The following is a 22,234-nucleotide window of genomic DNA, read 5'->3' on the forward strand; positions in this document are numbered from 1 at the left end:
TTGTCTCTACGGGCTTATATGCCCTAAGCATTACGCAAAACTAAGCTTTTAGCAACTTAGCAATGTGCGCTTTTAGTACGTCGATAGCGATACGGTTTTTACCGCCACGAGGTACGATGATGTCTGCGTACTGTTTTGAAGGCTCGATGAAGCGCATAAACATCGGACGAACGGTTTGCTGGTACTGCTCTAATACCGACTCCATCGTGCGCCCACGTTCTTCTACATCACGCTTCACGCGGCGCAGAAGACAGATATCTAGTGGTGTATCCATAAATACTGAAGCGTGCATAAGGTCACGTAGACGTGGGTCTGTTAATAGCAAAATACCTTCTAGGATGATCACTTTTTTTGGTGTCATCGTGCTGGTATTTTCTGTACGTGTATGCTCAGAGTAGCTGTACTCTGGCACTTCAACCGCTTCGCCGCTGACTAGCTTTTCTAGGTGCTCACATAGTAGATCGTGATCAAGCGCTTTCGGGTGGTCATAGTTAGTTTTAACGCGCTCTTCCATGCTCAAGTGGCTTTGATCATTGTAATAACAATCCTCTGTTATTACACCAATTTGGTGATCACCCACTTTTTCACGTAGTTCGTTGTAGATCGTGCTAGCAATCAGACTCTTACCCGATGCAGAAGCACCTGCGATACCGACGATTACGCATTGATTATTATCAGACATTATGTGCACCCGATGATGATGGACTGAGGAAAACCGGCAGATTATAGGCGTTGACACGACTCGTTGCCAGCACTTATGTGAACTTCATCACGATAAACTGTAATTGAGTTTAAGTTTGTCGCGATATGTCGTGAAACGGAGGGAGAAATTACTCAACAGATTGAGTATTCTCCCTGAACTTTTAACCTCGTCTTAACTATCAAGCATAGTAAAGGCTATCGACTCTGGTCTAGTTTTACCCTGCCAAAACAGTTTGCTGCATACGGAATCGGCGAGTTGAGCATAGATTTCAGCATGCTGACTTTCTGGACGTCGAACTACCGTCGGTTCTCCTTGGTCAATGTCCTCACGAACCCCAATATGCAGCGGCACCTGAGCAAGCACGGATAGCTGATAATCTTGCGCCATACGCTCTGCGCCTCCGGTGCCAAATATCGCTTCATGGTGCCCACAATGACTGCAAATGTGGTAGCTCATGTTCTCTACTAGCCCAACAACGGGCACATCAACCTTGTCGAACATCGCTGCGCCTTTGCGTGCATCGGCAAGCGCAAGATCTTGTGGTGTTGTAACGATAATGGCTCCTGTTACTGGAATCTGCTGCGAAAGGGTTAACTGAATATCCCCCGTACCCGGCGGCATATCCAGCACGAGGTAGTCCAACTCTCGCCATTCCGTTTCATTGACCATCTGGGCGAGCGCTTTTGACGCCATTGGGCCACGCCAGATAGCTGCTTCATCCTGAGCGACCAGGTAACCAATAGATTGGGTCGCCACATGATGCGCGGTAATCGGTTGCATCCACTTGTTATCTCGAACCTGCAATTTCGCCTCAAGTGTTCCCATCATCAATGGAATCGAAGGGCCATAGATATCCGCATCGAGTATGCCGACTTTGGCCCCAGTTTGCGCTATGGAGAGAGCAAGGTTAACAGCAGTCGTCGACTTACCCACTCCCCCTTTCGCTGATGTCACGGCAATGACGTTTTTAACGCCCTTGATTGCCTGAGATTGGGTCTCGAGCGCCTTAGGCGCTAAGACGACTTCAACCGCTGGTAACTGATAGTGCTGATGTTGGGCGGAAATCCAATCGGATAATTGATGCACTAATGTGTGCGAGGCAAAAGGAACATTTACCTGTATCACGCCATCCGGCTTAGCGGTAATAAGTCCTGGGTGTTTCGCCCATCCTGAGATGAGATGTGGATGTTCGAACTGCTCAAGCAGCTGCCGAAAATCACTAAGAGATGAGATCTGACGCATTTGGCCTCCTTGTTACGCTTAATACTAGCAGTGATACCGTCGTTACATAACCATAATTATCTGAAGGTCTTATTGTTTCTTTTCAGGACAAAAGTTAGGGACTTCCAAGCTTGACGCCTTGGCGTATGAGGCGTCATGAGGTAATATGTTGCATCAATTTTTATACCTATCACTAGAAGCGAATTAATAAGTATGGCGACTGATCCGAGACAATTGCTGGTAACTTGTGCCCTTCCGTACGCTAACGGTTCTATCCACCTTGGTCATATGCTTGAGCATATCCAAGCGGATATCTGGGTCCGTTACCAACGCCTGCGTGGCAACACTGTAAACTTTATCTGTGCTGACGATGCACACGGCACGCCTATCATGCTGAAAGCACAACAGATGGGTATCACGCCAGAAGAGATGATCGCGGCAGTAAGTGAAGAACACCAAAAAGACTTCGCTGGCTTTGATATTAGCTTCGATAACTACCACAGCACACACTCAGAAGAGAACCGCGAGCTGGCTTCTCACATCTACCTTGAGCTGAAAAAGAACGGCTTCATTTCTAGCCGTACTATTTCTCAGCTATTTGACCCAGAGAAAGAGATGTTCCTGCCGGACCGTTTCGTAAAAGGTACCTGTCCAAACTGTAAGTCTGAAGACCAATACGGTGATAACTGTGACAACTGTGGTGCAACCTACAGCCCAACGGAGCTGATCAACCCGCAGTCAGCCGTCTCTGGCGCAACCCCTGTAATGAAAGACTCTGAGCACTTCTTCTTTGACTTGCCTCAGTTTGAGAGCATGTTAAAAGAGTGGACCCGCTCTGGCTCACTTCAATCTGAAACCGCAAACAAAATGCAGGAGTGGTTTGAGTCAGGTCTACAGCAGTGGGATATCTCACGAGACGCACCTTACTTTGGTTTTGAAATCCCAGGCGAGAAAGATAAATTCTTCTACGTTTGGCTAGACGCACCGGTTGGTTACATGGCTTCATTTAAGAACCTATGTGACAAAACCGAAGGCCTAGACTTCGATGAGTACTGGAAAAAAGACAGCACAACAGAACTCTACCACTTCATCGGTAAAGACATTGTGTACTTCCACTCACTATTCTGGCCAGCCATGCTTGAAGGCGCAGGTTTCCGCAAACCAAACAACGTTTTCGTACACGGTTACGTAACGGTAAATGGCGCGAAAATGTCTAAGTCTAAAGGCACGTTCATTAAAGCAGCGACATACCTAGATCACTTAGATCCTGAGTGTCTACGCTACTACTACGCCGCTAAGCTGAACAGTCGTATTGATGACCTAGATCTGAACCTTGAAGACTTTACACAGCGCGTAAACGCTGACGTTGTAAACAAGATTGTTAACCTAGCTTCACGTAACGCGGGTTTCATCACTAAGCGTTTTGAAGGTCAACTGTCAGCAAACTTTGCTGAGCCAGAGCTGTACAACGAGTTCGTTGCTGCGGCTGATCGTATTGCTGAACTTTACGAAACACGTGAATTTGGTCGTGCTATCCGTGAAATTACGGCACTGGCTGATAAAGCGAACCAATACGTTGATGAAAAAGCACCATGGGTTGTTGCAAAGGAAGAAGGCAAAGACCAAGAGCTACAAGATATCTGCTCTGTGGGCATCAACCTGTTCCGCGTCCTGATGACTTACCTAAAACCAGTGATGCCAGCTCTTGCAGCACGCACTGAAGCTTTCCTGAACGAAGAACTAACATGGGAAGGCATCGCTGCACCACTGACGGGTCACGAGATCACTAAGTTTAAAGCGCTATTTAACCGTATCGACCCTAAGAAGGTGGAAGCAATGATTGAAGCATCAAAAGAAGATGCAGCAGCAGAGCAAGCGGCTAAAGAGAAGGCAGAAGCGGGGAAAACAGAGACAGAGCTAAGCAAAGACCCAATCGCTGATGAGATTGAGTTTGATGCGTTTGCTGCTGTTGACATGCGTATCGCTCGCATTATCTCGTGTGAGGAAGTGCCAAAAGCCAACAAGCTACTGAAATTCCAGTTAGATATCGGTGGTGAGACTCGCCAAGTCTTCTCAGGTATTAAGTCCGCTTACAAACCTGAAGAACTAGAAGGCAAGCTAACGGTGATGGTAGCCAACCTGAAACCACGTAAAATGAAGTTCGGTATGTCTGAAGGCATGATCCTAGCCGCTGGCCCTGGCGGCAGTGACCTTTGGATTCTTGAGCCGCACGAAGGCGCACAGCCTGGCATGCGCGTGATGTAATCGAGCGTAAACAGAGTCTTTAAGGCTGATACTCACTGGGTATCAGCCTTTTTTATGCTCAAAGTCGAGCAAACTTTACGATAAAACTAACCAAAATCCCGCACCATCGCACCATGTCTGTGCACTCTGCCATCCACAAAATATTAAATTATTGATTTTAATATAAAAAATTATATGGCACGGCTTCTGCTAACTCTAAAGTGTTATTCCACACAGAGGAGAACACTATGATTGTGGCCATCTCTATATTCGTTTCTATCAGCATCATTGCATTGCTGCTGTTTTACTCTAAGCAGCACAATTCTGGTTTCGAGCGTAAATACCAACTCGTGATGGATCTGCGCACGGTATTGAGTCTCTGCCGACAGCACCGTAGCCTCACTCATCATGCCAAGGTTCATCACCGCCTTGATGAAGAGGTTCTCACTCGTGTTGAGAGTCAATTGATGGACATTGTTCAACACCTAGTCACCATTGCTAAGTTCGAGAACAAGCCTCTCTACCGCGTATTAGAAATCAAAGTCAAAGCGATGATCAATCAGTGGAGCGAGCAGAGTATTGCCAAGAATCAAATGATGCATGGCAAAGTGATTCGCCACTGTATGTATCTGTTGGATGATGTGGTGTTAGCGTGGCTTGCCCAAGCAGGACGAGACGATCTCTACGAAGAGTATCACCAAAATTGGCAAGCGATTTTAGATTCAATGGAATCACTTACCCAGCTGCGCATCTCTATTCAAGAGTCAGATATCGGCCATAGTGAGGAGCGCATTCGCTATTACTGTGGCAGCATTTTAAACAAAATGAATCGCCTATCGGTGATTAACCGCAAAGTGATTAATACACCACAGTGTGTGATTGCACTGAACAGGCTAAATGAGGTGAGTGAAGGCTATGCCGATTTTAGCAATACCAATAATTTGTATTCACTGAGTAGTGAAGTCTCTCTTGCAATTTCAGACGTCTATGACGACATGTTAAAAACTTTTGCAGAAGACCTGTATCAACCACTTGATGACCTACCGCCCGTCACAGCTGAGTCATTAAGAGCATAAAACGATGATTAGAAAGGAGAACATGAACACAGCTATTGAGAACACGGTTATTAGAACATAGTTACTTGAAATGCCCACCAGCAGTGGGGACTCCGTTTTTCCCCTCCTCTGAAAGCCTCCAGGGAGGAGGGGAACTTTTCATTCGTGTTACGCTAGCATCTTACGCGCCGCCTCTACCACAACTTTAATCGAACGCGCTTCGGTCTCTTTTAGCGTGTCGTGATCGGGGATCTCTTTTTGAGTACGATTGATAATAACACCAGCAACACAGCCCGCTTTCAAGCCCGAGCTCGCACACATTGTCAACAGCGTCGCCGATTCCATCTCGAAGTTCAGCACACCCATATCTTGCCACTCTTTCATCGAACCTTGGAAGCGCTTAACCACACGACCAGAGAAGGTGTCGTAACGTTCTTGACCAGGGTAGAAAGTATCACTTGAAGCTGTTACACCCATGTGTACAGGTGCTCCACTCTCTTCCACTGCGGCTTTCATCGCGGTTGCCACGTCAAAATCGGCAACGGCTGGGAATTCCATTGGTGCAAAATGGAGACTCGCGCCATCAAGACGGACTGAGCCTGTTGAAACAATCATATCGCCAACGTGAACGTGAGGCTGAATAGCACCCGTTGTGCCCACTCGCAAGAAAGTGCGTACACCAAGCTGTGCTAATTCTTCAACCGCAATCGATGTCGATGGGCCACCAATACCTGTCGAGCACACAACCACTGGCTTGCCGTCGAGTTCTGCGCGATAAAGTGTGTATTCGCGATGGCTCGCGAGGAAGACCGGATTTTCCATCTGATCAGCAATTTTTTCAACTCGAGCAGGGTCACCTGGAATAATGGCCAATGTCGCACCAGCGAGGTCTGTTTCGGTCACACCTAAATGAAATACGGCTTGTGTCATGGGGGCTCCTTGGTTGGCGTTTTCGCTCAAAATGTAATTATCGGGTACAACTCAATGTAACCAACCCCAGAGTTATGTTTGGTGATCAATCTCACAACAATATGAACACCATTAGTGCAAGTTACACAGTTAATCGATTTGCATCACATTTATTGGCGTACTTTAGAGCCCACGTTACATAGAATTGTTATAGAAATCGCATCTATACCGTTGATTGAACGACCTTTAAATGAATGGTCTAAGACAAATACCCGACCTATGCTATTTAGTCGCTTCATCTGTTACCAAGCTTGCATCATCAATCACCAAAGCATCGTGTGTGCAAAATGGTTGAGTATTGACACAGGTCGCCGGTACGTCTTCCTCCATTTCTGGCTCGTGGCCTTTCGCGATATCACTGATGTGTTTACGCAACACAACCAGTGCAATCAGGCCAAATAACAGAGTACCTACCGCTTGACCATACATCACCCCGAGCGCACCAAACATATCCGCGCCGAGATAAACGAAAGGGATTGTCCCTAGTGTTGCCTTACCCAAATTGAGGGCTGTGGAGTACAAAGGCTTACCCAGGTTATTGAAAGAAGTATTGGCCACAAACAACGTGCCGTTGAAGATAAAGCTAATAGCAACGTAGGTGCAAAATGCGGTCACGATTAATGCGGCATCACCCTGCAAGCTAAATATTGCGACCACATAGTCTTGTAAGAAATAGAGTAAAAAACAAACCACAATGGTATAGATGGTCGTCACGAACAATGAGTTTTTCAGGGTATCTTCGACTCGGTCATAACGCTCCGCCCCATAGTTTTGGCCAATAATTGGGCCTACAGCGCCAGACAGAGCAAATATGACCGCGAAGCACACAGGGGTTAGTCGACCAATGACCGCAAAACCGGCTACGTAGTCCTCACCAAACTGCGCAATTGCGGACGTTACGATTGCGTTGCCAAACGGCGTTGCAATATTGGTAAGAATGGCTGGTAGAGCAATCGCAAAGATCGCTTTGCTGTGTCCAAGCCAATGAACAATGGAGGGCATGGCCACCAAATTATGCACCCGAACCAAAGGAGTGACAGAGAAGTAGAACACCGTGAACCTGGCGATGACCGATGCCCAAGCAGCGCCTTCCACATTCATCTCAAAGGCAAAGATAAAGATCGGGTCGAGAATAGCATTCACAATCCCACCCGCGAGTGTTGCCCACATTGAACGTTTTGCATCACCTGCAGCGCGCAGGCCTGCACCCGCCGCCATGCCGACTGCGACGAGAGGCCCGCTAGGAATCAAAATCCTCAAATAGGCTTCTGCTCTTTCAGCCGCATAGCCTTTTGCCCCAATGAGACTGAGCAACTCTGGTATAAAAATATACACTATGACGCTGACAGTACAGCCAATGAGCAGCGCTGTCATCATAGTACTGATACTGATTCGTTGCGCTTCAAGGTGTCGTTTTGCGCCTAAAGATTTGGAGACCAACGCCCCCATTGCGATCGAGGTTCCGATCGAAATTGAAGTTGAAAAGAAGACCAATGTTCCAGCAAAGCCCACTGCGGCTGCAAGCTCATCTTGTCCTAGCATACTGATAAACAGCATATCCACGAGGTCGACGACAAACAGTGCCATCAAGCCGATTGAGCCAGCTCCGGACATCACCAAGATATGCTTCATGGTGGATCCTTGCGTGAATTTACCCTCTTGCTCCATGGCAACCTCTTTCTAGCAGTTGAAGACGACAAAGGCGCCAAGATGGCGCCTTATTTATACTGATCTGTTTGTTAAACGGGGTTTTTGAAACATAGGTCGATGTTTTTAGCGATGGCATTAAGAACATGGCGTCGAGTAATGATCCCTACGAGCTTGCCATTTTCAATGACGGGGTAAACTTTCGGTTTACCGACTTTCATCATATCAGCTAGCTCAATCACCGAAGTTTCAGGAGAGACTGACAGAACCTCTTTGTACATACAGTCCCCAACGGTGTGGGTCTCCTGGCACATATAACTCACTTTGATCAGCTTCTCTAACAAGTCTTGTCCCGATAGGAAACCAATAACCTCTTTATTCTCATCAAGAACGGGGCCACCCAGGTAATCCGATGTTAATACTTTATCTAGCGCAGCACTCAACGACATGTCCGCAGTAAAGGTGACTGCTTGCAGTGTCATGTAGTCTCTTACTTTTAGTGATTGCATCTTCGTTCCTCGCTATTCTGCCGATATACCTAACTCGCAACTTTCGTTGCTGATTGTGGAATACACGTCCTTTGGTAGGTATATCCCTTTAACTTAATTGTTGCCTAATTTCTTGATTTTGCTAAATCGAAATTGGTAATTTTATTGATAGCTAAATCCAATAGGCTCGAAAACGTATATGCAGAAAGGAGTTGAGGAACGCCACCAATAAAAAGAGCCGCTTGCGCGACTCTTTTGATAATGAGTAAGATGGATGAGGATAAACTACTTATGCCAACGCTCAGCGGCTTTGGCATCTGAATCACGAGATTCAACCCAACGCGTCGACTCCGAAGTACGTTCCTTTTTCCAAAAAGGCGCTTTCGTTTTCAGGTAGTCCATAACAAACTCGCACGCCTCAAAAGCGGCGTCTCGGTGGGCACTCGATACGCCGACAAAAACAATCTGATCGCCTATATCCAGATCCCCTACTCGATGGATCACGCGAATATCCAATAGTGGCCAGCGCTGCTCGGCTTGATCACAGATCTCCGCCAACGCTTTTTCTGTCATCCCAGGGTAGTGCTCAAGAGACAAACCTGTTACTTCGTCGCCCAAATTCATATCGCGCACCTTACCGACAAATGTCACCACCGCCCCTGCAGCCGTGCCTTGTGCCAGGGCTTGATATTCGTCACCGACAGAAAAGTCTGCTGCTTGCACTGAAATTCGTTTATCCATTATGCCGCCTTAACCACCTGTAACAGGAGGGAAGAAAGCCACTTCATCCCCTTCATTCAGTGCAGTATTTAAAGGCACTATCGATTGATTCACTGCGGCTAGAAGCTTACCCGAGTCCAGCGCCAGTGCCCATTTATCACCTCGCTCAGCCAAAGCAGCACGCAAGGCTTCCACCGAGTCAAATGTTGACTCAAGCTCTAACTCATCTTGACCAATCAGCTCGCGTGTTTGCGCAAAGAAAAGAACTTTAATCATGATTCCGCCCTAAAGTGGCCCGATTTGCCGCCTGTTTTTTCTAATAAACGAACTTGGCTAATCACCATATCTTTCTGTACCGCTTTACACATATCGTAAATCGTTAGCGCTGCTACCGAAGCTGCCGTCAGCGCTTCCATCTCAACACCTGTTTTACCTGCCAGCTTACACACCGACTCGATGCGCACACAGTTATCCGCTTCTATTGCCTCAAGCTGTACTTCAACTTTTGATAACAGTAGTGGGTGACATAAAGGGATGAGGTCCCAAGTCTTCTTTGCTGCTTGGATGCCCGCGATGCGGGCCGTCGCGAACACATCCCCTTTGTGGTGCTGTCCTGATACAATCAGTTCAAGCGTTTCCGGCGCCATGTGCACAAAAGCTTCAGCTCGCGCCTCACGTACCGTTTCAGCTTTGGCAGAGACATCGACCATGTTCGCCTCACCACTGGCATTGATATGAGTAAAATCTGTCATTGTTTGAGCCCTTAAACTGAAAGGTGAGGCATAAAGTTACACGGGCGATGACTGGCGTCCAATTGCTGCTTGATGATCTTCGTCCAGCCAGTACGGCAAGCACCCGTTGAACCCGGCATGGCAAAAATAACCGTATGGTTAGCAAAACCCGCCACAGCGCGAGATTGAATTGTTGATGTGCCGATCTCTTCGTATGACACCATACGGAATAGCTCACCAAAGCCCTCAACCTCTTTATCGAATAGCGGTTTTAGTGCTTCTGGAGTGCTATCGCGAGAAGTAAATCCAGTACCGCCTGTGATCATGATGGCTTGCACGTTGTCATCAGCAATCCACTGAGACACAACCGCGCGTATTTTGTACATATCATCAATAACAATTTGCTTTTCAACCACCTGATGGCCAGCGTCCTGCGCATTCTCTACTAGGAAGCGACCCGATGTGTCATTTTCTTCTGTTCGCGTATCAGAAACTGTTAAAACAGCAATTTTTGCTGGCTGGAATTTGCTCTCTGCGTGTCCCATAACTTTACCTATGTCTTAGTATTCTTATCGTCAGTGATCCTCGACAAAACGTCGAAGATCATGAAATCTCAGTTGGAATTGGGTTAGCCGCCAATCGAAGCGAGGTGCGGTGTCATCCCTGTATTACCATCGTGAAGGAAATGGCTTACTTTTTTGGTTTGCAAATGGTGTTGGATACGCTCTATTAACTGCGCTTCTTGAGTGTCATCTTCAAGCAAGTCTCGCAGGTCAACACCATGTTCACCGAATAAACATAGGTGCAGTTTACCCATCGCTGACACTCGAAGTCGGTTACATGTCTCACAGAAATCTTTTTCGTAAGGCATAATTAGACCGATTTCACCTAAGTAGTCGGGATGGTAAAAAACTTGAGCTGGACCATCACTTTGTCCACGCGGCTTGAGCAACCAACCATTAGCGATCAACTGATTACGAATAGCCACGCCAGAAACGTGATGATTTTTGAACAGATCGTTCATTTCTCCCGTCTGCATCAACTCGATAAATCGAAGCTGAATTGGACGCGTCTTTATCCATTGCAGGAACTGCGGCAACTGATGATGGTTGAGATCCTTCATCAAAACAACGTTCACTTTCACCTGTTCATAACCGACTTCAAAGGCGCGTTCTATGCCATCCATGACGTCATGGAACTTATTCTCACCGGTAATTTGATGAAACAAACGAGGGTCTAAACTATCAACGCTCACATTAATGTGTGATAGACCCGCTTGACGCCAGTCTTCAACTTGGCGCTTCATGCGGTAACCGTTTGTGGTCATTGCCACTTTTTCTATACCTTGAGTCTGAGAAATGACATTCACAATCTCTGTGAAGTCTTTACGCAGCGTTGGCTCACCGCCTGTGATGCGAACCTTGGAGGTTCCGCAATCAGCGAAAGCTTTCACGACTCTGCTTATCTCTGGCAGGTTTAAAAAAGACGAGTTGCGCCGCCCCGAGGGTTTATAACCGTCAGGCAAGCAATAGGTACATTTGAAATTACAAACGTCTGTAACTGATAGGCGCAAGTAATAAAACTTGCGATGGTATATATCTTCTAATTGTTGTTGCGCCACGGAACACCTTTCCAAACACGGGAGGCGTCGTCATTTCCAACGATGCCCTTGTGACTCTATGGTCACTGGCTCTGATAGCGTATTGTCTTAGATTGAGATACAACCTGTGCAACTTAGCGAAAAGAGCTCGGAGTTATGGCAATTATCTGCAAGCCTCTTATGACGAGCAGATAACAGCTGTCGCTAAAATACTGAATATTGCCTTTATTGGCTAGCGGAAAACCCAAATAATATTGATGAAATCTCAAATTAGCCTGAATCAGTGGGCAAAAAACCAGTGTTAGAGTAAAGTTTAGTCCTAATTACGCCAAACAATAAGAATACACATGAATATCTATCAAAACAAAAAAGTGGTCGCCGTCGGTGGCGGTCATGGCTTAGGGCGTATGTTGGCCGCACTCAAAGAGTTTGGTAGCAATGCAACAGGCATAGTGACCACCACGGACAATGGCGGTTCAACTGGGCGTATTCGCCTTTGTCAGGGTGGTATCGCCTGGGGGGATATGCGCAACTGCATCAATCAGCTGATTACCGAACCCTCTATTAGTTCTATGATGTTCGAATATCGTTTTCGTGGTGCCGGCGAACTCGATGGACATAACCTCGGCAACCTGATGCTAACCGCGCTCGATAACCTCTCTGTCCGCCCTTTAGAGGCGATTAACCTGATTCGTGATATGTTGAAGGTTGACGTTAATATCGTACCAATGACTGAGCATCCTTCCGATTTAACCGCGCTATCTAAAGAGGGTGTCTGGGTGACGGGGGAAACGTCGGTCGATGAAATGGAGCAAGATTTATTGCGTATGGATTTGTCCCCAGAGGTACCTGCGACCAAAGAAGCCGTGAGCGCACTTGAAGACGCAGACTGCATTATTCTCGGACCTGGGAGTTTCCTAACCAGTATCATGCCGCCACTTTTACTGCCAGAAATCGGTAGGGCGATTGCTAATAATACCAAAGCAAAACTGGTCTTTATTGAAAACCTGTCACCAGAATACGGCCCTGCTGGACGTATGACACCACAAGAGAAGTTACAGTGGTGTGAGCGGGCATGCCAAGCACGCAAAATTGATTTGGTGTTAGGTGAAGATAATAATCCTGTTGTTACCGAGCAATGGAACTACGTCAAAACACCACTGGCGTCCGCCAACCGTGATTGGCGCCATGACCGCAACAAGCTTCAGCAAGCGATCGTCGATTTACTTTCCGAGTAATTTGCACCATCACATTGACTGTGCCGTGACGACAGCCTGGCACAGTCCTATCAATGTCAGTGTTCTACTTATATTGTGTGTAGGCTTCGTGGGTTTGAACGAGAAGCTCAAGGGTATCCGCTACCCACTCACCCTTTGATAGATCGTTTCCTGCCTTGAACTCTCCATCGACTTGAATTGCGTGCTCACACAGAGCATCCGCACCAAAACTTGCCGCGCTGCTCTTTAATGCATGGCATATTTCACCCAACTCCCTTGAAACCATACCACTATCGCAGTTCTTGAGTAGCTCCTGATATTGAGCTAGCTCACCCGTAAAAATTTCAAATAACGGAACCAGGTTACCCGTGCCTATTTGAGCACCTAATTCATCAATTTTTACTCTATTCATGATTTGCATTAGTTGACCTCTTTACGCTGTTCCCAGGATTGCAACTTACGGTACAAGGTTGATGGGCTCACCTCTAAAAGGCGTGCTGCCTTGGGAATATTTCCCTCACATGCCTCAATCGCTCGTTCAATGGTCGCCTTTTCACTTTCCCACAAAGGCAAAATATCTTGCTCCGTGAAGATAACAGGATCCGATTGAGGTGCCTCTGCCTCCCCTCTCAATACGCTAGCAGATTGAATATCAATACTGTTTATCGGCGGAGGTAACATCTCCAGCGTAATTTCTTTACCGGTGTTGAGCACCACGACATTACGTAAAACATTTTGCAACTGACGAACATTACCTGGCCACTCATAGCTAATAAAACGTTCCACTACTGGTGGTGACAGATGGTTGAACGCTTTCCCCTCCTCGTTTGACATAAAGCCAAGCAGTGAGTAGGCAATCTCAATGATATCCTCACCTCGCTCACGCAATGGCGGTAGGTGCAATGGAATCACATACAGACGATAGTACAAGTCCTCTCTGAAACGCCCTTCTTGAACTTCTGTCCACGGGTCACGGTTAGTCGCACATACAAAACGCACATCAACACTCTTCATCTTTGAAGAGCCCACCTTCTGAAAAGTGCCCGTTTGGATAAACCGCAATAGTTTAGTCTGCAGGTCCAAATCCATTTCACAGATCTCATCCAAGAACAGCGTCCCGCCATCCGCCATCTCTGCTGCACCTTGTCTATCAGTAGAAGCCCCGGTAAAGGCGCCTTTGACATGACCAAACAGCTCACTTTCAATCAAGTCTTTAGGAATTGCTGCACAGTTGATCGCGATGAACGGGTTAGAACGGCGATTACTTGCAGCGTGGATAGCTTCTGCACACACCTCTTTACCCGTACCACTCTCACCAGTAATGAAGATGCTTGCTTTACTGCTCGCAGCGGAGTCAATAACTCGATACACCGACTGCATATTCTGGCTACTACCGATAAACCCCTGGTATCGATGGTTCTTAGGGTTGCCCACATCCGTTTTGAGCTTTTCTGCCTTGCGCATCGCGGTATTAACAGTTATACGGAGTTGGTCAGCTTCACAGGGCTTAATCAAAAAGTCCTGTGCACCCAAGCGCATCGCCTCAACCGCGGTTTCAATTGAGCCGTGGGCGGTCATGAAGATGACGGGAACATCGGGATGTGTTTTCTTTACTATCTCTAGAACATCCATACCCGTCATATCGGGTAGGCGAAGATCGAGCAGGATAAGATCAGGAATTCGATGGTTGAGGCTTTCTATCGCATCATGTCCGTTGACAACGATATTGATATCAATGCCAAGAGGAGTGAGATAGGTGCGATACAGAGTCGCAACAGACGCAGTGTCCTCTACCATCAATAGGTATTTGTTGCTTTTATCATTATGTTGCATAACCTAGCCGCTATAATTGCAATTTAATAATTATATGGTTTCCATTTTGCAATTTGCAATTGCATATATCAAATGATTTCGTCAATCATTTGTAGCGCAACAAGCCGCATAAAGAATTATGAAACATAAGATAACACTTAAAACAATGATTTTAATAGGGTTAATTTAATTGGATGCTAAAAATTAAAACTTGGCACAAAGAATGCTTTATTAAATTCGACCCGCAAGGGTCACCTAGCCAACTGACGTTGTTAGTGAAAAGTTTTTTCACAAATAGAGCCAATAGCTTTTTTGCTATTGGCTATTTTTTTGCCTGCTGTTTAGCTATTAACAATAAATTGCTGACGCATCTTCTCGATTTGGTCACGCTTTTCTGCCGCTAACTCAAACTCCAAATCTTGTGCGTGCTTGTACATCTGGGCTTCCAACTTCGCGATCTCTTTTTCCAAAGCTTGTGGAGAGAGTGAGCCATAATCGGCTTTCTCTTCAGCAACTTTCGCCAATGGCACCACTTTAGACTTACGATCTCCCTTCGCCTTAGTGATATCACCAAGCTCCATAATATCTTTGATGTTGCGCTTAAGAGCTTGAGGAGTGATTCCCTGCTCTTCATTGTATGCTTGTTGCTTCTCACGACGTCGGTTGGTCTCATCCATTGCAGTCTTCATCGAGTTGGTGATTCGATCTGCATAAAGGATCGCTTTACCTTGTAGGTTACGTGCCGCTCGACCTATCGTCTGAATTAGTGAACGCTCAGAACGCAAGAAGCCTTCTTTATCTGCATCCAAAATAGCGACTAACGAGACCTCCGGCATATCTAAACCTTCACGCAAAAGGTTGATACCCACCAACACATCGAACTCTCCTAATCGAAGATCGCGAATAATTTCCACCCGCTCGACGGTATCAATGTCTGAGTGGAGGTAACGCACTTTCACATCATGCTCGTGTAAATATTCTGTTAGGTCCTCAGCCATGCGCTTTGTAAGCGTCGTCACCAGTACACGCTCGTCTTTCGCAGATCGGATTCGTATCTCAGAAAGCAGATCATCCACCTGAGTCGCAACAGGGCGAACTTCAAGTTCTGGATCGAGCAGACCTGTTGGTCGCACCACTTGGTCGACTATCTCATTTTCTGATTTTTCTAGTTCATATTTACCCGGCGTTGCTGATACAAAAATCGTCTGCGGCGCTATTGCCTCAAACTCCTCAAACTTCATCGGTCGGTTATCTAACGCCGAAGGTAGACGGAATCCATACTCCACCAGCGTCTCTTTACGTGAGCGGTCACCTTTGTACATGGCGCCAATTTGTGGCACCGTAACGTGTGATTCATCAATGACCAAAAGACCATCATGAGGTAGATAATCGAATAGCGTTGGTGGCGCTTCACCTTCCGCACGCCCACTTAGAAAACGAGAGTAGTTTTCAATGCCGGAGCAGAAACCCAACTCATTCATCATTTCAATATCAAACTGGGTACGTTGCGTGATGCGTTGCTCTTCAAGTAGCTTGTTATTGTCTTTTAGGTATTGCGCCCTGTCTTTTAGCTCATCTTTAATATTCTCGATAGCTTCAAGGATTCGCTCTCGCGGGGTGACGTAGTGAGTTTTCGGATAAACTGTAATACGCGGCAAATCGCGCTGTTTTATTACACCGGTTAATGGGTCAAAAATACTGATGTTGTCGACTTCATCGTCGAACATCTCAATACGAACCGCATCTTGGTCAGACTCCGCAGGAAAAACATCGATCACTTCGCCGCGCACGCGAAACTGACCACGTTCAAAAGCGACATCATTACGTGTGTATTGCAACTCTGCTAAACGTCGAATGACATCACGTTGATTAATCATGTCTCCACGACACACATGCAACATCATTTTTAAGTAAGACTCGGGATCGCCCAAACCATAAATAGCGGAAACAGAAGCAATGATGATGGCGTCTTTGCGCTCTAGCAATGCTTTCGTCGCGGACAAGCGCATCTGCTCGATATGAGCATTCACTGACGAGTCTTTCTCAATGAAAGTGTCGGTTGTAGGGACATAGGCTTCTGGCTGGTAGTAGTCATAGTAAGAAACAAAATACTCTACCGCGTTGTTTGGGAAAAATGCTTTCATTTCTCCATAAAGCTGAGCCGCGAGAGTTTTGTTTGGGGCGAGTAACAGCGCTGGGCGCTGAGCTTTAGCTATGACATTCGCGAGTGTGAAGGTTTTACCGGAGCCTGTCACCCCTAACAAGGTTTGATGCGCTAGCCCTGAGTCTAGCCCGTCGAGCAACTTTTCTATTGCTGCTGGCTGATCCCCAGAGGGTTGATAATCAGATTTAAGGTCAAACACTTTACTCATGGTTGTACTCGTTTTTATTCTAATAACGTCTCGCACCAGTATACTCAAACCAAGAACATGTGCGAGCTCGCACGCAAAACAAATCATTTCACAAAGTAGGTGCGACTATGAATTAATTTTGGTATAGTCCCAGCCCTTCTTGAGAAATTACCTCAAAAGCCTCTCTTCAGTAGTACACAGCTTTTCCACATTTTTACTATTAATCACAGCTTTTCCCCAGAACATGGCATTTTGACCATTTCATTCGTTTTACATTTTTGCTGGGTTAATATCACATAAATTAGCGCCTTAGATAAAGATCCTGTTCGATCCTCTTTTCTCAAATCATTTCACTGAACCGATTTTTATGTTTTCAAAGTTTCATCAACACAGTTATCCACAATTTTAGTGGATAAGTTTAGCAAGCCTTTACACAGCAAGGCATAGAGAAATGTAAAGATCATTTTATTGTAAATAATCCATCAAATATTGTTGACACCCTCTGCCGCTATCGTTAATATTCGCCCCGCTTTCGAGCAATTCCCCCTTAGTTCAGTTGGTAGAACGGCGGACTGTTAATCCGTATGTCGCAGGTTCGAGTCCCGCAGGGGGAGCCAAATTTCTAGCCCTAGTCGTAAGACTGGGGCTTTTTCGTTTCTGACCCTCTTTTCCCCACCAAGTTATTCGTTTGCCTCTCCTCAATCGACCACTTTTCCAACGACAAAATAAAACCTTAGCTTTCCTTGGTTGTTATTAGCGTCACAAAGCACGATAATATTGGGATCAGATAATTAAGCAGAAACCATCATGACCGAATATTTCTTGTTACTAGTCGGGACCGTGCTAGTCAACAACTTCGTATTGGTAAAATTCTTAGGCTTATGCCCATTTATGGGCGTATCCAAAAAGCTTGATACCGCTATTGGTATGGGGCTCGCGACCACATTCGTGTTAACCCTTGCTTCGGTTAGTGCCTACCTTGTTGAAAGCTACATCCTCGCACCTTTAGGCATCCAATACCTGCGCACGATGAGCTTTATACTTGTGATTGCTGTCGTGGTGCAATTTACAGAGATGGTGGTACATAAAACCAGCCCAACGCTTTACCGCTTGCTCGGTATTTTCCTGCCTTTGATCACCACAAACTGCGCGGTGTTAGGGGTTGCTCTGCTCAACATCAACGAAAACCACTCCTTCATCGAATCCATCATCTACGGATTCGGTGCTGCAGTAGGCTTTTCTCTTGTGTTGGTTCTGTTTGCCTCTATGCGTGAACGTATTGCAGCGGCTGATGTACCCTTGCCGTTTAAAGGCGCATCAATCGCAATGATTACCGCTGGGCTAATGTCACTGGCCTTTATGGGCTTTACAGGACTGGTGAAACTGTAATGAGCACGATTCTAATTGCTGTCCTTGCTATCGCAGCGCTTGCTGCCCTGTTTGGTGCCGTTCTTGGCTTTGCATCGATTCGTTTTAAAGTCGAAGCGGACCCTATCGTTGACCAAATTGATGCTATTTTGCCGCAAACACAGTGCGGTCAATGTGGCTACCCTGGCTGTCGTCCCTATGCCGATGCGATTGCAAATGGCGACGATATCAATAAGTGTCCTCCTGGCGGTCAAGCAACCATAGAGAAGCTCGCCGATCTTATGGGGGTTGAGGTACAAGAATCTGCGCATGATCTGAGTGACAGTGTCAAAACAGTCGCGTTCATTCATGAAGATATGTGTATCGGCTGTACCAAATGCATTCAAGCTTGTCCTGTTGACGCGATCGTGGGTGGCACTAAAGCTCTGCACACCGTCATCAAAGATGAGTGTACCGGGTGTGACCTGTGTGTTGCTCCATGTCCTACCGACTGTATCGAGATGATTCCTGTGCAAGCCACCACGGATACTTGGAAATGGCAAATGAACGCGATTCCTGTCGTAGACGTGACGAACTCTGAACCATCATCAATAACGAACGACCAATAAGTAGTGGGTATGTTGTCTTTAGTTGAACAAATTAGAACTGGCGCTATTTGGGATTTTCCAGGCGGTATCCATCCACCAGAAAATAAAACCCAATCTAGCAGGCATAATATCGCTCGCGCAGAATTGCCGAGTGAACTTGTCTTGCCTTTAAAACAGCATATTGGTCGTCCAGGCACGCTTATCGTAGATGTTGAGCAAAAGGTCTTGAAGGGCCAGGCGCTCACTAAGTTTGATGCCGGCTTCACGCTACCAATCCATGCACCCACGTCGGGAACTATCGTTGCCATCGAACCGCGTACCGTTGCGCACCCATCCGGGCTTAGCGAAATGGCTATCGTTATCAAACCAGATGGTAAAGACGAGTGGTGTGCGCTGTCACCTGTTGCTGACTTCAAACAAGCAAGTGCTGATGATCTTATTGAAGTGATACGTCAAGCGGGCATTTCAGGCATGGGGGGCGCTACCTTCCCTACCGCCCGTAAACTGCAAACAGGTTTGTCACGCACTGAAATCTTAGTCATCAATGCAGCAGAATGTGAACCCTACATCACGGCTGATGACCGACTAATGCAAGAGCATGCCGAAGAGATTATCCAAGGTATTGAGATACTCGAGCATATTCTGTGTCCAAAACTGACCATTATCGGTATCGAGGACAATAAACCCGAAGCCATCAAAGCACTGGAGTTAGCCGCTCAGCACAAAGATATTGTGATTCGTGTCATCCCAACCAAATACCCTTCTGGGGGAGAGAAACAGCTCATCAAAATCCTGACCAATCAGGAAGTGCCGGCAAACGGCCTACCTGCAGATATCGGCATTTTGGTACAGAACGTTGGCTCTACCCACGCAATCAAACGTGCAGTCATTGATGGTGAGCCATTAATCGAACGTGTGGTAACACTGACAGGTCAGTCATTTACTCGCCCACAGAATGTCTGGGTTCGTTTAGGTACTCCAGTATCGCAACTGCTCGATCAGTTTGGTTTCAAACGTCCAAAGAAAAATCCGCGATTGATTTTGGGTGGCCCCATGATGGGCTTCACGCTACCACATGAGAATGTGCCGATTACAAAAGGGACGAACTGTATCCTTGCGCCAAAAAAACGTGAAATTCCTCATCAAGGCAGTGAGATGGCGTGTATTCGTTGTGGGCAATGTGCTGAAGCGTGTCCTGCTTCTTTGCTGCCTCAACAGCTCGTCTGGTATGCAAAAGACCAAGACTACGACAAATGTGAAGAGCTCAACCTCAAAGACTGTATTGAGTGTGGTGCTTGCGCATACGTCTGCCCAAGTGAAATCCCACTGGTTCAGTACTATCGTCAAGCCAAAGCCGAAATCAAAGAACGCAAAGTCGAGGCGGATTCAGCAGAGCGCGCAAAACAACGATTTGAAGACAAAAAAGCGCGACTTGAGCGCGATAAAGCCGATCGTGAAAATCGCTTTAAGAAAGCCGCACAAGATCGCCGTAAAGAGATGAAAACCTCGGGTGATTCTGATGCTATCGCTGCCGCAATTGCGAGAGTGAAAGCCCAAAAGGCACAGCCAGCCAACGAACAAGCTGAAACTAAACCTGCTGTTGCGGCTGCGATTGCCCGCGCTAAAGCGAAACAGGCAGCTGCCTCTGGTCAATCTGAACCAGACAACAGTGAAATGATGAAGCTTCGTGACGAGCGTAAACAACAAGCTCGAGCAGCTAGAGAGGCAAAAGCCAACCAGACTGCAAATGAGGCACCCTCTGAAACCCCAAAAGACGCGGTTTCGGCTGCGATAGCTCGTGCTAAAGCCCGTAAAGCACAGCAGGCTTCAGGCAATGAGGCTTCATCTGATCAGCCTGAATCTAGCGCCGACTCGAAAAAAGCCGCCGTTGCTGCTGCTATCGCACGAGCGAAAGCGCGTAAAACTGAACAGCAGGCAGAGCAAGACTCTAAGCCTGAGCAATCTAGCGAAGACCCGAAAAAAGCCGCTATCGCCGCTGCTATCGCACGAGCGAAAGCACGCAAAGCCGAGCAGCAGGTAGAGCAAGACTCTGAACCTGAGCAACCTAGCGAAGACCCGAAAAAAGCTGCCGTGGCCGCGGCTATCGCACGAGCGAAAGCACGTAAAGCTGAGCAACAGGCAGAGCAAGACTCTGGGCCAGAGCAAACCACCGAAGACCCGAAAAAAGCCGCCGTGGCCGCGGCTATCGCACGAGCGAAAGCACGCAAAGCTGAGCAGCAGGTAGAGCAAGACTCTGAGCCTGAGCAGCCTAGCAAAGACCCGAAAAAAGCCGCCGTGGCCGCTGCTATCGCGCGAGCAAAAGCGCGTAAAGCTGAGCAACAGGCAGAGCAAGACTCTGGGCCAGAGCAAACCAGCGAAGACCCGAAAAAAGCCGCTGTCGCCGCGGCTATCGCAAGAGCGAAAGCGCGCAAGCTAGCGCAACAGAACGATAAAGAGGATAAACAATAATGGCATTTTTCATTGCGAGCTCACCTCATGCTCACAGTCGCCGAAGTACGCCGACACTAATGAAGCTGCTCGCACTCTGTGCTCTTCCGGGTTTAATCGCTCAAACTCTTTTCTTTGGGTGGGGAACGATTATCCAACTCGCTTTTGCCATAGTCGCCGCCGTTTTGCTCGAAGGTGCAGTAATGCTCGTTCGAAAGCGCCCACCGATGATGGCTTTGCGTGATTACAGCGCGGTTGTCACAGCCTGGCTGCTTGCTGTCGCAATTCCACCCTACTCTCCGTGGTGGATTATCGTGATCGGTCTCATCTTTGCTATCGTGATCGCCAAGCACTTATACGGCGGTATTGGGCAAAACCTGTTTAATCCAGCCATGGTTGCCTATGTGGTTCTGCTGATCTCATTTCCAGTGCAAATGACGAGCTGGAATGCGCCTGTCGCTTTGCAGTCAATCGATGTCAGCTTCAGTGATGCATTCAATCTTATCTTCACTGGATTCGATAATGAGGGTATGTCTCTTTATCAGATCCGCTCTGGTATCGATGGTATCACCATGGCGACACCTCTTGACGCGGTAAAAACTGGGTTACACACCGGTTTAACCCTACCTGAAGTACTCTCTCAACCTCAGTTCAATGGCTTTGCTGGCATAGGTTGGATGTGGGTCAACCTCGCCTACCTGCTTGGTGGTTTGTTGATGATAAAGCTAAGAGTCACTAACTGGCACATCCCTGTAGGGATGCTAAGTGGCCTGGTTGTCGCAAGTACGCTTGGTATGTTGATTATGCCGGGAGAGGTCGCCTCTCCAGCCTTTCACCTGCTTTCCGGTGCGACGATGCTGGGTGCTTTTTTCATAGCAACTGACCCTGTATCCGCATCAACAACAGTAAAAGGTCGCCTAATATTTGGCGCAATGATTGGTGTGCTCGTTTACATTATCCGTTCCTGGGGTGGCTTCCCTGATGGTGTTGCCTTTGCTGTGTTGCTCACCAATATGTGCGTGCCTCTGATTGACCACTACACCAAACCAAGAACCTACGGACACGAAAAATAG

General features: G+C 47.1%; 20 protein-coding genes, 1 tRNA gene and 1 riboswitch. Of the genes, 8 read left to right on the plus strand and 13 right to left on the minus strand.

The window, feature by feature from the left end; all coding sequences use genetic code 11:
- Positions 1–40 precede the first annotated feature (40 nt).
- Together udk and apbC are read right to left on the minus strand one after the other, a co-directional pair.
- Complete coding sequence (udk, locus tag GT360_RS10145) at positions 41–682, minus strand: uridine kinase (RefSeq protein ID WP_164648753.1); 642 nt, start codon at positions 680–682, stop codon at positions 41–43.
- Positions 683–874: 192 nt separating this feature from the next.
- Positions 875–1,945 (minus strand): iron-sulfur cluster carrier protein ApbC, encoded by a 1,071-nt coding sequence (gene apbC / locus GT360_RS10150; RefSeq protein ID WP_164648754.1) that lies wholly within the window; start codon positions 1,943–1,945, stop codon positions 875–877.
- A gap of 192 nt (positions 1,946–2,137) precedes the next feature.
- Here apbC and metG point away from each other — a divergent pair, with 192 nt between their 5' ends.
- Both metG and GT360_RS10160 read left to right on the plus strand, forming a co-directional pair.
- On the plus strand, positions 2,138–4,189 hold the full coding sequence (gene metG / locus GT360_RS10155) for a methionine--tRNA ligase (RefSeq protein WP_164648755.1): 2,052 nt from the start codon (positions 2,138–2,140) through the stop codon (positions 4,187–4,189).
- 227 nt (positions 4,190–4,416) lie between these two features.
- Positions 4,417–5,244: a hypothetical protein gene (locus GT360_RS10160; RefSeq protein WP_164648756.1), complete on the plus strand. Its 828-nt coding sequence runs from the start codon at positions 4,417–4,419 to the stop codon at positions 5,242–5,244.
- A 147-nt stretch (positions 5,245–5,391) separates the two neighbouring features.
- On the opposite strand, the gene udp is transcribed toward GT360_RS10160, so the two are convergent.
- The 8 genes from udp to moaA all read right to left on the minus strand — a co-directional run bounded on the left by udp (position 5,392) and on the right by moaA (position 11,414).
- Positions 5,392–6,153, minus strand: a complete 762-nt coding sequence (udp, locus tag GT360_RS10165) for a uridine phosphorylase (RefSeq protein WP_164648757.1) — start codon at positions 6,151–6,153, stop codon at positions 5,392–5,394.
- 261 nt (positions 6,154–6,414) lie between these two features.
- A complete protein-coding gene (locus tag GT360_RS10170; RefSeq protein ID WP_164648758.1) occupies positions 6,415–7,860 on the minus strand; it encodes an MATE family efflux transporter in 1,446 nt (481 codons plus the stop codon).
- Positions 7,861–7,931: 71 nt separating this feature from the next.
- Positions 7,932–8,348: a CBS domain-containing protein gene (locus tag GT360_RS10175; protein WP_164648759.1), complete on the minus strand. Its 417-nt coding sequence runs from the start codon at positions 8,346–8,348 to the stop codon at positions 7,932–7,934.
- Positions 8,349–8,612: 264 nt separating this feature from the next.
- A complete protein-coding gene (gene moaE, locus GT360_RS10180; protein WP_164648760.1) occupies positions 8,613–9,068 on the minus strand; it encodes a molybdopterin synthase catalytic subunit MoaE in 456 nt (151 codons plus the stop codon).
- Between the two features lie 9 nt (positions 9,069–9,077).
- Positions 9,078–9,323 carry a molybdopterin synthase sulfur carrier subunit gene (gene moaD / locus GT360_RS10185; RefSeq protein ID WP_164648761.1) on the minus strand — a complete coding sequence of 82 codons (246 nt, stop codon included), beginning with the start codon at positions 9,321–9,323 and terminating at the stop codon, positions 9,078–9,080.
- Complete coding sequence (gene moaC, locus GT360_RS10190; RefSeq protein ID WP_164648762.1) at positions 9,320–9,799, minus strand: cyclic pyranopterin monophosphate synthase MoaC; 480 nt, start codon at positions 9,797–9,799, stop codon at positions 9,320–9,322. The genes moaD and moaC overlap by 4 nt, the downstream gene beginning before the upstream one ends.
- 11 nt (positions 9,800–9,810) lie before the next feature.
- A complete protein-coding gene (moaB, locus tag GT360_RS10195) occupies positions 9,811–10,323 on the minus strand; it encodes a molybdenum cofactor biosynthesis protein B (RefSeq protein WP_164648763.1) in 513 nt (170 codons plus the stop codon).
- Between the two features lie 83 nt (positions 10,324–10,406).
- Positions 10,407–11,414 (minus strand): GTP 3',8-cyclase MoaA, encoded by a 1,008-nt coding sequence (gene moaA / locus GT360_RS10200; protein ID WP_164648764.1) that lies wholly within the window; start codon positions 11,412–11,414, stop codon positions 10,407–10,409.
- A riboswitch (molybdenum cofactor riboswitch) is annotated at positions 11,388–11,544 on the minus strand. Its footprint overlaps the gene before it by 27 nt.
- Before the next feature lie 181 nt (positions 11,545–11,725).
- On the opposite strand from moaA, the gene GT360_RS10205 reads away from it, so the two are divergent.
- Positions 11,726–12,616, plus strand: coding sequence for a YvcK family protein (locus GT360_RS10205; RefSeq protein WP_164648765.1), 891 nt, complete (start codon positions 11,726–11,728; stop codon positions 12,614–12,616).
- 64 nt (positions 12,617–12,680) lie between these two features.
- Here GT360_RS10205 and GT360_RS10210 read toward each other — a convergent pair whose 3' ends face one another.
- From GT360_RS10210 to uvrB, 3 genes are all read right to left on the minus strand, one after another.
- Positions 12,681–13,016: an Hpt domain-containing protein gene (locus GT360_RS10210; protein WP_164648766.1), complete on the minus strand. Its 336-nt coding sequence runs from the start codon at positions 13,014–13,016 to the stop codon at positions 12,681–12,683.
- Positions 13,016–14,428, minus strand: coding sequence for a quorum-sensing sigma-54 dependent transcriptional regulator LuxO (gene luxO / locus GT360_RS10215; protein ID WP_476718530.1), 1,413 nt, complete (start codon positions 14,426–14,428; stop codon positions 13,016–13,018). The genes GT360_RS10210 and luxO overlap by 1 nt, the downstream gene beginning before the upstream one ends.
- 320 nt (positions 14,429–14,748) lie before the next feature.
- On the minus strand, positions 14,749–16,779 hold the full coding sequence (gene uvrB / locus GT360_RS10220; protein ID WP_164648767.1) for an excinuclease ABC subunit UvrB: 2,031 nt from the start codon (positions 16,777–16,779) through the stop codon (positions 14,749–14,751).
- 520 nt (positions 16,780–17,299) lie between these two features.
- Here uvrB and GT360_RS10225 point away from each other — a divergent pair.
- The 5 genes from GT360_RS10225 to rsxD all read left to right on the plus strand — a co-directional run bounded on the left by GT360_RS10225 (position 17,300) and on the right by rsxD (position 22,234).
- A tRNA-Asn gene (locus tag GT360_RS10225) sits at positions 17,300–17,375 on the plus strand.
- Positions 17,376–17,565: 190 nt separating this feature from the next.
- On the plus strand, positions 17,566–18,147 hold the full coding sequence (gene rsxA, locus GT360_RS10230) for an electron transport complex subunit RsxA (protein ID WP_164648768.1): 582 nt from the start codon (positions 17,566–17,568) through the stop codon (positions 18,145–18,147).
- The gene (gene rsxB, locus GT360_RS10235; protein ID WP_164648769.1) at positions 18,147–18,734 is read left to right on the plus strand and encodes an electron transport complex subunit RsxB; all 588 of its coding nucleotides are present in this window, start codon (positions 18,147–18,149) and stop codon (positions 18,732–18,734) included. The genes rsxA and rsxB overlap by 1 nt, the downstream gene beginning before the upstream one ends.
- 9 nt (positions 18,735–18,743) lie before the next feature.
- Entirely contained in the window at positions 18,744–21,182 is a 2,439-nt protein-coding gene (rsxC, locus tag GT360_RS10240) for an electron transport complex subunit RsxC (RefSeq protein ID WP_164648770.1), read from the plus strand.
- Positions 21,182–22,234, plus strand: coding sequence for an electron transport complex subunit RsxD (gene rsxD, locus GT360_RS10245; RefSeq protein ID WP_164648771.1), 1,053 nt, complete (start codon positions 21,182–21,184; stop codon positions 22,232–22,234). Before rsxC ends, rsxD begins: the two co-directional genes overlap by 1 nt.

Source organism: Vibrio astriarenae (assembly GCF_010587385.1).
Lineage (GTDB): Bacteria > Pseudomonadota > Gammaproteobacteria > Enterobacterales > Vibrionaceae > Vibrio > Vibrio astriarenae.

Coding starts and splice junctions, on each gene's coding strand:
- udk (WP_164648753.1), bottom strand. CDS start 682: ATGTCTGATAATAATCAATGCGTAATCGTCGGTATCGCAGGTGCTTCT.
- apbC (WP_164648754.1), bottom strand. CDS start 1,945: ATGCGTCAGATCTCATCTCTTAGTGATTTTCGGCAGCTGCTTGAGCAG.
- metG (WP_164648755.1), top strand. CDS start 2,138: ATGGCGACTGATCCGAGACAATTGCTGGTAACTTGTGCCCTTCCGTAC.
- GT360_RS10160 (WP_164648756.1), top strand. CDS start 4,417: ATGATTGTGGCCATCTCTATATTCGTTTCTATCAGCATCATTGCATTG.
- udp (WP_164648757.1), bottom strand. CDS start 6,153: ATGACACAAGCCGTATTTCATTTAGGTGTGACCGAAACAGACCTCGCT.
- GT360_RS10170 (WP_164648758.1), bottom strand. CDS start 7,860: ATGGAGCAAGAGGGTAAATTCACGCAAGGATCCACCATGAAGCATATC.
- GT360_RS10175 (WP_164648759.1), bottom strand. CDS start 8,348: ATGCAATCACTAAAAGTAAGAGACTACATGACACTGCAAGCAGTCACC.
- moaE (WP_164648760.1), bottom strand. CDS start 9,068: ATGGATAAACGAATTTCAGTGCAAGCAGCAGACTTTTCTGTCGGTGAC.
- moaD (WP_164648761.1), bottom strand. CDS start 9,323: ATGATTAAAGTTCTTTTCTTTGCGCAAACACGCGAGCTGATTGGTCAA.
- moaC (WP_164648762.1), bottom strand. CDS start 9,799: ATGACAGATTTTACTCATATCAATGCCAGTGGTGAGGCGAACATGGTC.
- moaB (WP_164648763.1), bottom strand. CDS start 10,323: ATGGGACACGCAGAGAGCAAATTCCAGCCAGCAAAAATTGCTGTTTTA.
- GT360_RS10205 (WP_164648765.1), top strand. CDS start 11,726: ATGAATATCTATCAAAACAAAAAAGTGGTCGCCGTCGGTGGCGGTCAT.
- GT360_RS10210 (WP_164648766.1), bottom strand. CDS start 13,016: ATGCAAATCATGAATAGAGTAAAAATTGATGAATTAGGTGCTCAAATA.
- luxO (WP_476718530.1), bottom strand. CDS start 14,428: ATGCAACATAATGATAAAAGCAACAAATACCTATTGATGGTAGAGGAC.
- uvrB (WP_164648767.1), bottom strand. CDS start 16,779: ATGAGTAAAGTGTTTGACCTTAAATCTGATTATCAACCCTCTGGGGAT.
- rsxA (WP_164648768.1), top strand. CDS start 17,566: ATGACCGAATATTTCTTGTTACTAGTCGGGACCGTGCTAGTCAACAAC.
- rsxB (WP_164648769.1), top strand. CDS start 18,147: ATGAGCACGATTCTAATTGCTGTCCTTGCTATCGCAGCGCTTGCTGCC.
- rsxC (WP_164648770.1), top strand. CDS start 18,744: ATGTTGTCTTTAGTTGAACAAATTAGAACTGGCGCTATTTGGGATTTT.
- rsxD (WP_164648771.1), top strand. CDS start 21,182: ATGGCATTTTTCATTGCGAGCTCACCTCATGCTCACAGTCGCCGAAGT.